At 74.0% G+C, this 12,213-nt stretch carries 11 protein-coding genes and 1 pseudogene; 8 read left to right on the top strand and 4 right to left on the bottom strand.

Annotated features, from left to right (window positions below; translation table 11 throughout):
- Positions 1-18: 18 nt before the first annotated feature.
- Together FB388_RS12485 and FB388_RS12490 are read left to right on the top strand one after the other, a co-directional pair.
- Positions 19-1,206, top strand: a complete 1,188-nt coding sequence (locus tag FB388_RS12485) for an MFS transporter (protein WP_246121867.1) — start codon at positions 19-21, stop codon at positions 1,204-1,206.
- Between the two features lie 72 nt (positions 1,207-1,278).
- The gene (locus tag FB388_RS12490; protein WP_246121868.1) at positions 1,279-2,430 is read left to right on the top strand and encodes a polysaccharide deacetylase family protein; all 1,152 of its coding nucleotides are present in this window, start codon (positions 1,279-1,281) and stop codon (positions 2,428-2,430) included.
- Here FB388_RS12490 and FB388_RS12495 read toward each other — a convergent pair whose 3' ends face one another.
- Positions 2,431-3,330 carry a LysR family transcriptional regulator gene (locus FB388_RS12495; RefSeq protein ID WP_142100538.1) on the bottom strand — a complete coding sequence of 300 codons (900 nt, stop codon included), beginning with the start codon at positions 3,328-3,330 and terminating at the stop codon, positions 2,431-2,433.
- A 70-nt stretch (positions 3,331-3,400) separates the two neighbouring features.
- Between FB388_RS12495 and FB388_RS12500 the strand changes: the two genes are divergently transcribed.
- Together FB388_RS12500 and FB388_RS12505 are read left to right on the top strand one after the other, a co-directional pair.
- The gene (locus FB388_RS12500; RefSeq protein ID WP_142100540.1) at positions 3,401-4,303 is read left to right on the top strand and encodes a dihydrodipicolinate synthase family protein; all 903 of its coding nucleotides are present in this window, start codon (positions 3,401-3,403) and stop codon (positions 4,301-4,303) included.
- Positions 4,296-5,201 carry a TIGR03619 family F420-dependent LLM class oxidoreductase gene (locus FB388_RS12505; protein WP_246121870.1) on the top strand — a complete coding sequence of 302 codons (906 nt, stop codon included), beginning with the start codon at positions 4,296-4,298 and terminating at the stop codon, positions 5,199-5,201. The genes FB388_RS12500 and FB388_RS12505 overlap by 8 nt, the downstream gene beginning before the upstream one ends.
- A 36-nt stretch (positions 5,202-5,237) precedes the next feature.
- On the opposite strand, the gene FB388_RS12510 is transcribed toward FB388_RS12505, so the two are convergent.
- From FB388_RS12510 to FB388_RS12520, 3 genes and pseudogenes are all read right to left on the bottom strand, one after another.
- Positions 5,238-5,996: an alpha/beta fold hydrolase gene (locus tag FB388_RS12510; RefSeq protein WP_142100542.1), complete on the bottom strand. Its 759-nt coding sequence runs from the start codon at positions 5,994-5,996 to the stop codon at positions 5,238-5,240.
- Positions 5,997-6,016: 20 nt separating this feature from the next.
- A pseudogene (locus tag FB388_RS12515) lies at positions 6,017-6,217 on the bottom strand (MmcQ/YjbR family DNA-binding protein); the annotation flags it as partial.
- Between the two features lie 1,068 nt (positions 6,218-7,285).
- On the bottom strand, positions 7,286-8,215 hold the full coding sequence (locus FB388_RS12520) for a LysR family transcriptional regulator (RefSeq protein WP_142100544.1): 930 nt from the start codon (positions 8,213-8,215) through the stop codon (positions 7,286-7,288).
- Positions 8,216-8,312: 97 nt separating this feature from the next.
- Between FB388_RS12520 and FB388_RS12525 the strand changes: the two genes are divergently transcribed.
- Genes FB388_RS12525 through dapA form a run of 4 tightly spaced genes read left to right on the top strand, consistent with a single transcriptional unit; the run spans position 8,313 to position 12,191 of the window.
- Positions 8,313-9,461, top strand: coding sequence for an LLM class flavin-dependent oxidoreductase (locus tag FB388_RS12525; RefSeq protein WP_142100546.1), 1,149 nt, complete (start codon positions 8,313-8,315; stop codon positions 9,459-9,461).
- Positions 9,458-10,333: a fumarylacetoacetate hydrolase family protein gene (locus tag FB388_RS12530; protein ID WP_142100548.1), complete on the top strand. Its 876-nt coding sequence runs from the start codon at positions 9,458-9,460 to the stop codon at positions 10,331-10,333. The genes FB388_RS12525 and FB388_RS12530 overlap by 4 nt, the downstream gene beginning before the upstream one ends.
- Positions 10,334-10,353: 20 nt before the next feature.
- Positions 10,354-11,274, top strand: a complete 921-nt coding sequence (locus tag FB388_RS12535) for an ornithine cyclodeaminase family protein (RefSeq protein ID WP_246121872.1) — start codon at positions 10,354-10,356, stop codon at positions 11,272-11,274.
- Positions 11,271-12,191 carry a 4-hydroxy-tetrahydrodipicolinate synthase gene (gene dapA, locus FB388_RS12540; RefSeq protein WP_142100552.1) on the top strand — a complete coding sequence of 307 codons (921 nt, stop codon included), beginning with the start codon at positions 11,271-11,273 and terminating at the stop codon, positions 12,189-12,191. The genes FB388_RS12535 and dapA overlap by 4 nt, the downstream gene beginning before the upstream one ends.
- Positions 12,192-12,213 lie beyond the last annotated feature (22 nt).

Below are 12,213 nucleotides of genomic sequence, written 5' to 3' on the forward strand. Positions count from 1 at the left end.
CGGGTGCAGCCTGGATCGGTGGGCGAGACGGGCACGCTGGACCGGAGCGGGTTGCGCCGGGTGCTCGCGGTGCTGTGCGGCACCCAGATCGTCAGCTGGGGCGTGCTCTACTACGCGTTCCCGGTGCTCGCCCCGGCGATGGTCGCCGAGACGGGCTGGTCGCTCGGCACGGTCACCGCGGCGTTCTCCCTCGGCCTGGTCGTCGCCGCGGCGGCGGGGATCCCCGCCGGACGGTGGCTGGACCGGTTCGGCCCGCGGCGGGTGATGACGGCCGGGTCGGTGATCGCGGTCCCGGCCGTGGTCGCGATCGCCACCGCACCAACGCTGCCGTGGTTCTTCGCGGCGTGGGCGCTCGCCGGGCTGGCGATGGCGGGCGTGCTCTACCCGCCCGCGTTCGCGGCCCTGACGCGGTGGTGGGGTCCGCGCCGGGTCACCGCGCTGACCTCGCTCACCCTGCTGGCCGGCCTGTCGAGCACGATCTTCGCGCCGGTCACAGCAGCGCTCGTGGCGCACCTGACCTGGCGGCAGTCCTACCTCGTCCTCGCCGCCGTGCTGGCCGTGATCACGGTGCCGGCGCACCTGTTCGGGCTGCGCGGACCATGGCCCGCGGCGGACCGGCCGGACGACGCGGGCCCCGCCCCGGCGGCGATCGCGCGCAGCCGACCGTTCCTGCTGCTCGTCGTGGCGATCGCCCTCGGCACGTTCACCGCGTTCGCGGTGGTGGTGAACCAGGTGCCGCTGCTCGTCGAACGGGGCCTGTCCACCACGGTCGCCGCCTGGGCGCTCGGTCTCGGCGGGCTCGGGCAGGTGCTCGGCAGGCTCGGCTACCCGGCGCTGACGCGGCGCACCGGGGTGCGGATGCGTTCCGTCCTCATCATCGGGGGCGTCGCCGGCACCACCGCGTTGCTCGCGCTGCTCCCCGGTCCCGCGGTCGCCCTGGTCGCCGCCGCCGTGCTCGCGGGCGCGGCCCGTGGCGTGTTCACGCTCCTGCAGGCCACCGCCGTCAGCGAGCGCTGGGGCGCGGAGCACTACGGCCGCCTCAACGGGCTGTTCCTCGCGCCGGCGATGGTGGCCACCGCGCTCGCGCCGTGGGCGGGGGCCGCTCTCGCGGAGGTGTTCGGCGGTTACCCCGCGGTGTTCGTCCTGCTCGCCGCCCTCGCCGCGGTGGCCGGCGCCCTCGCCGTGGGGACCGTCCCGCGTCGCTAGGCCGGGTGCATCGGCGACCCGGTCGGGGGATCCACCCGGCGCGTCGCCTTCCGCCCTGGTGACGATGCGGGGGTGGGGGACGTGCGGCACGGCAGGAGTCGGACCGGTGAGTGGTTGCTCCTCGCCGCAGCGCTCGGACTGGTACTCGCGTTGCTGGCCGCACCGGAGGCGCCGGAGCCCGCCGAGGCCGCCACCCCCGTCCCCGTGCCGGCGGCCGGTCCCGTCGACGTGCAGGTGGACCGCGCGGCCACCCGGCTCGCAGCCTGGATGCGACCGCTCGCGCCGGGCGAGCGGCCCCCGCAGTTCGTCCTGTTCTCCTTCGACGGCGCCGGGTCGCACCGGCACTGGCAACGCGTGCTCGCCCTCGCGGGGGCGTCGGAGGCGCGGATCACCGCCTTCCTCTCCGGCGTCTACCTGGTGCCCGACGGGGAGCGGCGGCGCTACCGCCCGCCCGGACGGGCGGCCGGCACCTCGGCCGTCGGGTTCGGCGGGTCGGATGCCGAGGTGGACGTGCTGATCGGGGACCTCATGGAGGCCCGCAGGCGGGGCCACGAGATCGGCACGCACTACAACGGCCACTTCTGCGCCGGGGACGAGCCCAGCGTTGGCCGGTGGTCCACCGCGATGTGGGACGCAGAGCTCGACCAGTTCTTCGCGTTCGTCGAGGCGGCCCGCGCGCGTGGGCTCGATCTGGGCGCGGTGCGGGGCGGACGGACCCCGTGCCTGGAAGGGCGGTGGGCCCAGGCCTACCCGGCCATGCGGGCGCACGGGTTCACCTACGACACCAGCCGCCCGACCGACGGGATCGTCTGGCCCACCGAGGAGCACGGGATCCGCGAGTTCTGGATGCCGTCGGTGCGGGTGCCCGCCCTGCGCAAGCAGGTGCTGCTCATGGACTACAACCTGTGGATGGCCGTGAACGGCGGGCGCGACGAGCCGGAGCGGGCGGCGGAGTTCAGCGACACGGTCCTCGGGGCCTACCGCGCCGCGTACACCGCCGCGACGAGCGGCAACCGGGCGCCGCTCGTCATCGGCAGCCACTTCAACCGCTGGTCGGGCGGCGGGTTCTTCGACGCCGTCGAGCGGTTCATGGCCGAGGTGTGCCTGCGGCCCGAGACCGTGTGCGCGACGCACTCGGACGTGAACGCGTGGATCGACCTGCAGGACCCCGAGGTCCTCGACGTCTGGCGCACGATGCCACCCGCCCACGTTCCCCGCCCGTGATCAGCCCGACCTGGTGCCCCTGGCGGTCCGCATCGCGTCGACGAACGCGGCGATCGCCGGGTTGGCGCCGGCACCGCGCCGGTGGGCGGCCAGCGTGCGCCGGTGCATCGGAAGGGGGGTGAGGGCGACGTCCGGGTCCGGTGCGGTGATGCCGAGCTCCGGGACGAGCGCGACCCCGCCACCGATCCCGACCAGCGCGAGCACGGCCGGGAAGTCGTCGACGACGTGGCGGGCGTCCGGCGTGAAGCCGGCGGCCTCGCAGGCCCGGACGGTCATCGTCCCGCAACGCGTGTCGGCGGGCGCGACGATCCAAGGTGCGTCGCGCCAGCGCCGCAGCGGGTGCGGCTCGCCGGGCAGCGGGGTCAGCGCGCGGGGCGCCGCGAGGAACATCGCCTCCTCGAACAGGGCGACGGTCTCCACGCCGGGCTCCGCGGGCACCGGGACGAGGTCGTAGTCGTGCACGAGCGCGACGTCGACCTCGCCGGCGCGCAGCGCCCCGGCCACGGCCGCTGGGTCGAGCTCGCGCAGCCGAGGCTCGAGGGCCGGGTGTGCTCCGGCGAGTGCGGCGAGCGCCGTGGGCACGACGGCGCGCGCCGCCGACGGGAACGCGCCGATCCGCAGCGGGCCGGCGGGCCCCGCCCGGCTCGCTGTGAGGTCGGCCTCGGCCTGTTCGAGGCGCTCGAGCACGGCCTCGGCGTGCGCCACGAGCCCGTGAGCGGCGGGGGTCAGCTCCACCCGCCGCCCGCTCCTGGCCAGCAGCGGGGTGCCCGTCTCCCGTTCAAGGGTGCTGAGCTGCTGGGACACGGCCGACGGCGTGTATGCGAGCGCCTCGGCGACGGCCGCGATCGTGCCGCGGTTGGCCAGTTCGCGGAGCAGCCGCAGGCGCCGGACGTCGAGCATCAGCACAGCTTACGAACAAGTGCAGGAACGTGAACTGGATCTGACGCTCGTGGCGGCCGACGCTGTCGCCATGGAGCTCTCGGGGGTGTACGTCCCGCTGATCACGCCGTTCACGCCGGGCGGGGAGGTGGACCCGGCCGCACTGGACCGGCTGGCGCGCGAGGCCGTGGCGGCGGGCGCGGCCGGGATCGTGGCGCTGGGCACCACCGGCGAGCCCGAAGGACTGGAGGACGCCGAACGCCGCGCCGTGCTCGACGTCTGCGCCGCCGTGCGCCGCGACACCGGAACGACCCTGGTCGTGGGCGCGGGCGGGAGCGGGACGCGGCGCAGTGCCGCCGCGCTGGCGGCACTCGCGGCGTGGCCAGAGGTGGACGCGGCGCTGGTGCCCGTGCCGGCGTTCGTCCGGCCGACCGAGGCGGGCGTGGTGCGCCACTTCGAGGACCTGTGCCTGCGCAGCCCGGTGCCACTGATCGCCTACCACGTCCCGCACCGCACGGCCCGGCCTCTCGGCGGCCCCGCGCTGCGTGGCCTCGCCGCGCTGCCCGGCGTCGCCGGGATGAAGCACGCCGTCCCGGCGCTGGATGCCGACGCCGTGACGCTGCTCGCCGACCCGCCGCCCGGCTTCGCCGTGCTCGCGGGCGACGACGTGATGGCCGCCCCGTTGCTGGCACTCGGTGCGGCAGGCGGGATCCTCGCGTCGGCGCACCTGTGCACGCCACGCTGGGTCGCGATGGTGGACGCCTGGCGCGCCGGCGACGCGGCGCGGGCCCGCGAGCTGGGCGCCCCGCTCGCGCCGCTGGCTGCGGCCCTGTTCGCCGAGCCCAATCCCACGGTGATCAAGGCCGTGCTGCACGCAACCGGCCGGATCGCCTCGCCCGACGTGCGGCTGCCGCTGCTCCCACCCGATCCGGCCACGGTCGCCGCTGCGCTCAACCGGCTGGCGGCGACGGAGCTAACGTGCGGGAGTGACTGAGCTGACGATCGGACTGGGAGCGCCGATCTCCGGCGCGTGGGCGACCCCGGAGAACCTCGTGCGGGTGGCGGCGGAGGCAGAGGAGCTGGGGTACGCGTCCCTGTGGACGCTGCAGCGGCTCCTCGTGGGAACCGACCAGGACCTGCATCCGGTCTACCACAGCGTGCTGGACCCGGTCGCCGCGCTGGCGTTCGCCGCCGCCCGCACCTCCCGGATCCGGCTGGGCATCGGCGTGATCAACCTGCCGTTCGTCCCGCCCGCGTACCTGGCGAAGCAGGCGGCCACCCTCGACGTGCTGTCGGGCGGGCGGCTCGACCTCGGGCTCGGGGTGGGCTGGTCGCCCGCCGAGTTCGCGGCCTCGGGGGCCTCCACCGAGCGGCGCGGGCCGCGGACCGTCGAGTACGTGCAGGTCCTGCACACGCTGTGGGCCGACGAGGTGAGCGAGTTCGACGGCGAGTTCTACACCGTGCCGCCGAGCCGGATGCTGCCGAAGCCCGTGCAGCGGCCCGGCCCGCCCGTGCTCCTCGGCGGCGGCGTGCCGGCCGCGCTGCAGCGCGCGGGACGCATCGCCGACGGCTGGATCAGCAGCAGCGGCGCCGACCTGCGGCGGCTCGCCGACGACGTCGCGCTCGTCCACAAGGGTGCTGAGGAAGCCGGGAAGGACCCGGCGGCGGTCCGCGTGATCGTCCGGGGTGTCGTGCGCGTGGACGGGCCGGCCGACCGGCTGCTGTCCGGCCCCTACGACAAGATCCGCGAGGACGCGGCGTGGCTGGCCGGGCAGGGGGTCACCGAGCTGTTCTACGACCTCAACTACGACCGTGCCATCGGGAGCCCGGAGGCGGACCCGGCGGCGGGCCTCGACCGGGCTTTGACGATCCTGCACGCGCTGCGGCCCTAGCCGTGGGCCCCGCGCCCACCCGCAGACCCGCCGCGATCACTCCAGGGAGCGCAGGAACTCCTTGACGGCGGCGTCGGTCTCGCCGGGCCGCTCCAGGTGCGGGGCGTGGCCGCAGTCGAGCACCTCGAGCGTCACCGGCCCGGCGGCCCGGTCGCGCACCGCTTCCACGTGCACCACCGTTCCGTACGGGTCCGCCGTGCCCTGCACGCCCAGCACCGGGCAGGTGATCCCGGCCAGCTCGGGCCGGATGTCCCAGTCGCGGAAGGCGCCGTCGAGCCAGCCGTCGTTCCAGTTCCAGAACGTGACGTCCGGGTCGCGGTGGTACCGGGCCATCCGGGACCGCAGGTCGCCATCGACGTAGTCGCGGCGGGCCTGCTCGATGCCGCGCAGCCCCGCCTCCTCGACGAAGACGTGCGGGGCGAGGACGACGACCCCCTCGACGGCCGCCGTGCCCGCGTGCAGCAGCGCGATCGAGCCGCCGTCGCTGTGCCCGACGAGCACCACCCCGTCCAGCCCGAGCGCCGCGCGCACCGCCGGGACCACCTCGGTGGCCTCGTCGTGCATGTAGCGGGGCGTCCGCTTGCCGGGCGGGAGGTCGGACCCGCCGTGGCCGAGGCGGGAGAAGGCGACCGCCCGCCGGCCGGTGGCGGCGGCGAGCCGGTGGTGGAACCGTCGCCACAGCCGCACCGAGCCGAGGCCCTCGTGCAGGAAGAGCAGCGGGGCCAGGGCGCGGTCGCCGGGCACGTCCTCGTACTCGACGCGCCCGCCGGGCACCTCGACGAGCGGAAGGTCCATCCCGGCCAGCCTGCCCGGCGCTACGCAGGCTCGTCCAGCCGGGCCACGAGACGCTTCGGTGCCACCTGCCGGTAGTCGTCGGTGACGATCTCCTCGATCTCGCTCCAGTCCACGCCGGGCACGTCGAGGTACACGCCGACCCACCCGCGGCCGCCGACGTACGGCGGCCGGAAGAAACGCCCCGGGTCGCCGCCCACCAGCTCCTCCTGCGCGCCGGGCGGGCCGGCGCGCCCGTGGCGCGTCGTCGCGCCCGGGCACCGGCGGAGATCGGGTCGCGCTCGTCGACCCGGCCCGCAGCCGCACGGAACGATTCTCCCGTCCGGCGGGCCTCCTCCGGACAGAACGAACGTTGACCAGGAGCTCCACCTCGTCGGCGCTGTAGACCTCGACGGTCACCGGGACCACCGCAACCGTGGCCGGATCTCCCTTCCCGAGCTGCGCGGAGAGCGGGCAGGCCCGCTCCTGCGCGGCATACCTCGCGACCACGCGCCGTCGCCACGTCGCCCAGTCGGCCCACGTGCTGCTGGTCGCGTAAGCGCCACGTAGCCCTCGTGCTCGTCGACGTCGCCCGGCGGGCTCTTCCGCGACACCGGCCCGGAGGACGCGGCCACCGCGTTCCTCGCCGCGTGGTCGAGGTCGGCGTGGACGAACTCGCGCGGCCGCCCGCCGCGCGAATCCGCTCCGATGGCCCGTCCCCGGCAGCCGGCCCGGTACGTGCGCACCGGGCCGCGCCGTTTCAGCCACGTGGGCAGGAGGCTGCACCTCCCGAGGTGCCCGCGAAGGGCGTCGACGGCGCTGTCGAGCAGCCACTGGTCGCGGTACGGCGGGTGCATGCTGCGGAAGGTCGCCGGGCCTCCCACGTAGTTCAAAGCGTGGTCGGCGAGCGACCTGGCGGGCGGTTCGTCGGGGGGACGACTCGCGACTTTCTGCCGCCACTGGTCGACGTGCCTGCCGAGATCCTCGGAGATCTGTCGCCGTCCGGTGTCGTCGTCGGGACGACGGGCTACGCAGGCGGTTCGAGAACCTGCAGCGGACGGTGCCTGCCCTGGCTTCCTTCCACGTCTTGGACCCGGATCACCTAGCCGCCCTCTATGACTATTCATGGGCTGTGAGCGATGACGTGGTCCTGCACCCTGGTTGGAACGCCAGGTTGCGTCAGCTCCACCAGACGTAGAGCTCCTGCGGGCCTTCACCTTCGCTGTCAGGTCAGGCCAGGCCGTGACGCCCGCGCGTTGAACGTGCGCGCCAGCGGGTCGAACCCGTGTGCCGTCCGACCGTTGGGCCCGCACTCACACGGTGGATGTCGCGCGACGCTTCGCGTCGGCGGTCTGCCGTAGTGCGCCGAGGGCGGCGTCCTGCAGCGGGGAGAAGTACTTGGCCGTCCGGTGGTAGAGACCGATCCCCTCGACGAGGGTCGCGTCCCGGATCCGCACCGTACGAAGCCGACCGGCCGTGACGTCGTCGGCAACGCAGTAGGCCGAGGCCAGACACACCCAGCCGTTGAGGGCCACCGCCTGCTTGATCGCCTCGGCGTGGCCGAGCCTGATCACGGTCGGCAGCTCGCCGATCCCGTGGCGGCGCAGCTGGTCGTGCAGCATCTTGTGGAACGCGACCCCTGACGGCACGCCGACCAGCGGCAACGTCGCGACCTCAGCGAGGTCGACCGAGTCGACCGAGGGCGGTCCGTGGGGAGCGGCGCAGAGGACGAGTGGCTCCTCCCACAGCTTCTCCGCATGCAGCGTCTCCGGCCCAGGGTCGTCGAGCCAGGTGGTGACCGAGAAGTCGACCTCCCCGATCTCGGCGGCGCGCAGGGCGGCGGCGGGCTCGCTGATGTGCACGGTGATGTCCGCCCCCGGCCGGTCCTTCCGCAGCTGGGTCATGAGCGGCGGCAACAGGTAGGTGCCGATCGCCATGCTCGAGGCGACCCGCAACGACCCGGCGACGCCCCGGGCGAGGTCATCGATGTCACGCTGCACCTGTGCGCCGCCGGCCAGCACCTCCTTCGCCCAGTGGTAGAGCCGGTCGCCGGCCTCGGTGAGGGCGACCTTGCTGCCGGCCCGCACGAAGAGGGCGGCGCCGAGGGCCTTCTCGAGGGACCGTAGCTGCGCCGACACCCCGGGCTGTGCGACGAGGAGCCGCTCCGCGGCCCGGGTGACGCCGCCCTCGTCGACGACCAGGCAGAACACCTCCAGCCGCCGCAACGGGATGCGCGTGTCCATAAGAAGAAGCATATCGCCGCATCCGGAATTTGGTAGTGGCCTTATGTGATGTGGCTCCCTAGCGTCGTCGCCACCACCACAGACGAGGAGGTCTGCGATGAACCCGCTCCTGGGAGACAACCCGCTCAAGCTGGGCCTGTTCTGCACCAACGGCAGCGGTGCGTCCCAGACGCTCGTGCCGGAGGCGCCCAGCACGTCGTGGGACTTCTCGCTCCGGACGGCCCGGGCGGCCGAGGCCGCGGGCTTCGAGGCCGTCGTCCCGTTCGCCCGCTGGAAGGGCTACGCGGAGAACCGGCCGACGCACAAGACGGGCACCGTCATGGACCCGTTCACCTGGGCGGCGGGCATCGCGGCGGCCACGGAGCGGATCGGGGTCTTCGCCACGTCGCACGCGCCGACGATCCATCCGATCTTCGCGGCGAAGCAGGCGGCGACCGTCGACCACATTTCCGGCGGACGCTTCGCGCTGAACGTCGTGGGCGGATGGAACAAGCCCGAGCTGGAGATGTTCGGCGCCCCGTTGCGGGAGCACGACGAGCGCTACGACCACCTCGCCGAGTGGCTCGAGGTACTGCAGCGGCTGTGGACCGAGACCGAGGAGTTCGACTTCCACGGCCGGTTCTACGACGTGGTCGGTGGGGTGTCGATGCCGAAGCCGTTGCAGGCGCACATTCCGATCATGAATGCGGGTGGTTCTGCGCGGGGGATGCGGTTCGCTGCCGAGCATGCCGATCTGTGCTTCGTGGTCGTGCAGTCCGAGGAGGAGGCCGGGATCCGGGCGCAGGTGGAGGGCTACCGCCGGACCGCGCGGGAGGGGTTCGACCGCGACGTGAAGGTGTGGACGCACACCGTGGTCGTCCAGCGGGACTCGCAGGCCGAGGCCGACGCCTACCTGCACCGGTTCGCCGTCGAGTACGAGGACACCGAGAGCGTCGACGCCTGGATGCGGCTGCAAGGTGCGCACACCCAGCTCATGCCACCGGAGGTGCAGTTGCTGATGCGCCAGCGGTTCGCGGCCGGTGCAGGCGGCTTCCCGCTCGTGGGCACGGCGGAGACGATCGCCGAGCGGCTGGCGCTGCTCAGCGCGGCGGGCATCGACGGCGTGCTGCTGACGTGGGTGGACTACGACGCCGGCATCGCCGACTTCGTGCGCGACGTGCTGCCGCGGCTCGAGGCAGCCGGTCTTCGCAAGCCGGCAACCGCCGTTCCAGCGGCCACGGCCGCGCGGGTGGAGGTGCCGGCGTGAGATTGGCCCGGTTCCGGCTCCCCGGCGGGACGTCCGGGTTCGGTGTCGTCGCGGGCGACGTCATCGTCCGGCTCGACCAGCGCGTGGGCTCCTTCGAGCAGTTGCTGGCCGATCCGGTTGCACCGAGCCCGGACGACCCCACGATCCCGCTGGACGACATCGACTGGCTCCCCCCGGTCGGTGACCACCCGAAGATCGTCTGCGTCGGCTTCAACTACCCGTCGCATGCGTCCGAGGCCGAGCGCGGCCCTGCACAGGACGCTCCCACCCACCCGACGTTGTTCACCCGGTTCCCTGACTCGCTCGTCGGGGCGGGCGCCCCCGTGGTCCGGCCGGCCGGCGAGGACTCCCTTGACTGGGAGGGCGAGGCGGCCCTCGTGATCGGGCGGCCCGGCCGGCGCATCCCGCCGGAGGAGGCCTGGTCGCACATCGCCGGTGTCACCTGCCTCGCCGAGAACAGCGTGCGCACGTGGCAGCTGCACTCGACGCAGGCGGCGGCCGGGAAGAACTGGCCGGGCAGCGGCGCAGCCGGGCCATGGCTCACCTCGACCGACGAACTGGGGGACGGGCCACTGCGCGTCACGACCCGGCTCAACGGCGACCTCGTGCAGGACGACACGACCGACCGGCTCACGTTCCAGTTCGCCGATCTCGTCGCCTACGTCAGCACGTTCACGCCGCTGCGCCCCGGCGACCTCATCGCGACCGGGACCCCGCGGGGGATCGGCTACCGGATGGACCCTCCGCGGTTCCTGCGGCCGGGCGACGTGCTGGAGGTGGAGGTGTCCGGCGTGGGAGTACTGCGCAACGGTGTCGTGGACGAGGTGGCGCAGGACCGGGTCCCGCAGCCGGTGGGGCGGGCGGCGCGATGAGGTCCTGGACGGAGTCCGACGTGCGCGCGTCGGTGACGCTGCCCGCGGTGATCGACGCCGTGGAGCGGGTCCTCGCGCACGAGGCCGCGGGCCGGGCCTGGAACCTCGACAAGTCGATGGCGAGCTGGCCTGCGCCCACGGCGGACGAGCCGGCCGCGCGGGGGAGTGCCCACGCCCTGGGGGCGGTGGACCTCGACGCGCAGCTCGCGATCTTCAAGACCTGGGTGAACACCCCGGCCGGGGCCAGCGCGCTGCTCACGCTGTTCTCCGCGGCCGAGGGGACCACGCTCGGCGTGGCCGAGGCGGGCACGGCGGGAGCCCTGCGGACCGCGGCGGTCTCCGGCGTCGCCACCCGCTGGCTCGCCGCCCCGGACGCCGACGAGCTGGCCGTGCTCGGCGCCGGCCGGCAAGCGCTGCGGCAGGTCGAGGCAGTCGCCGCGGTTCGCCCTCTGCGATCCGTGCGAGTCTGGAATCGGACGCTCGCGCGGGCCGAGGCACTGGCCGAGCAGGTCCGGGACGGGCTCGGCCTGGAGACGATCGTCGCCGGTTCCGTCGCCGACGCCACCAAGGACGCCCCGATCGTCACGCTGATCACCCGGGCGTCCGAGCCGTTCCTGCGGGCCGAGCACCTCGCGCCCGGGACCCATCTCAACGCCGTGGGCGCGATCCTGCCGACCCACGCCGAGTTCGAGCCCGCACTGCTCGGCGAGTCCGCGCTCACCGTCGTCGACAGCCTGCCCACCGCCCGGAGGGGTTCCCGCGAGCTGCGCGAGTTCTACGGCGCCGACGCCGACGAGTGGGCAGATGTCCGGACTCTCGCCGACGTCGTCGCGGGCAGCGTTGCCCGGCCGTGTGACCCGCGCTGCACCGTCTTCAAGGGCATGGGTATGGGCCTGTCCGACCTGGCCGTGGCCGGCCTGCTCACCGGAGGTACGTCGTGAAGTTCCGCAGCGACCCCGCGCGCATCCGCGGCTCGATCGCACCGGTCATCACCCCGTTCACCGACGACGGCGCACTCGATCTGGAGTCGTTGCGCGGCCTCGTCCGCTGGCAGCTGGAGTCGGGTTCGCACGGCATCTCCATCGGCGGCTCCACGGGGGAGCCCGGGGCCCAGACGGTCACGGAACGGATCACCGCCATTCGCACGGTCGCCGAGGTCGTCGACGACTCGGTGCCGTTCGTCCCGGGAACGGGCTCGGCGAAACTCGACGAGACGCTCGAGATCACCGCGGCGGCGCGGGACGCCGGCGCCGACGCGGCGCTGGTGATCACGCCCTACTACGCCCGGCCGACCCAGGACGCCCTCTACACCTGGTACGCGACCGTCGCCCGCGAGTTCCCGGACCTGCCGATCGTCATCTACAACGTGCCGTCGCGCACCGCTGTCGACATCGCGCCGGAGACCGTCGCGCGGCTGTTCCACGACCACGACAACCTCGTCGGGATCAAGGAGACGACGAAGGACTTCGAGCACTTCTCCCGCGTCCTGCACCGGTGCGGGCGCAGCCTGCTCGTCTGGTCCGGGATCGAACTGCTGGGATTGCCGCTGCTCGCCCTCGGCGGCGCCGGGTTCATCAGCGCCGTCACCAACCTCGCCCCGTGGGCCGTCGCCCGCATGTACGAGGCGTGGGAGGCCGGCGACCACGAGACCGCACGCGAGCTGCACTACGGCCTTCATCCGCTGGTCGACCTGCTGTTCGTGGAGACCAACCCGGCACCGGCCAAGTGGGTCCTGCACACCCAGGGCCGGATCGCGTCCGCCCACGTCCGCCCGCCGCTGCTGCCGCTCTCGCAGGCAGGCGAATCCCGGGTCCGCGTCCTGCTCGACCGGGGCGACCGGGTGCTCGGCCACTGCTAGTCCGTCCACCGTCACGGGAGCT

It is taken from the genome of Pseudonocardia cypriaca, from assembly GCF_006717045.1.
GTDB lineage: Bacteria > Actinomycetota > Actinomycetes > Mycobacteriales > Pseudonocardiaceae > Pseudonocardia > Pseudonocardia cypriaca.

Coding starts and splice junctions, on each gene's coding strand:
- FB388_RS12495 (WP_142100538.1), bottom strand. CDS start 3,330: ATGCTCGACGTCCGGCGCCTGCGGCTGCTCCGCGAACTGGCCAACCGC.
- FB388_RS12500 (WP_142100540.1), top strand. CDS start 3,401: ATGGAGCTCTCGGGGGTGTACGTCCCGCTGATCACGCCGTTCACGCCG.
- FB388_RS12510 (WP_142100542.1), bottom strand. CDS start 5,996: ATGGACCTTCCGCTCGTCGAGGTGCCCGGCGGGCGCGTCGAGTACGAG.
- FB388_RS12520 (WP_142100544.1), bottom strand. CDS start 8,215: ATGGACACGCGCATCCCGTTGCGGCGGCTGGAGGTGTTCTGCCTGGTC.
- FB388_RS12525 (WP_142100546.1), top strand. CDS start 8,313: ATGAACCCGCTCCTGGGAGACAACCCGCTCAAGCTGGGCCTGTTCTGC.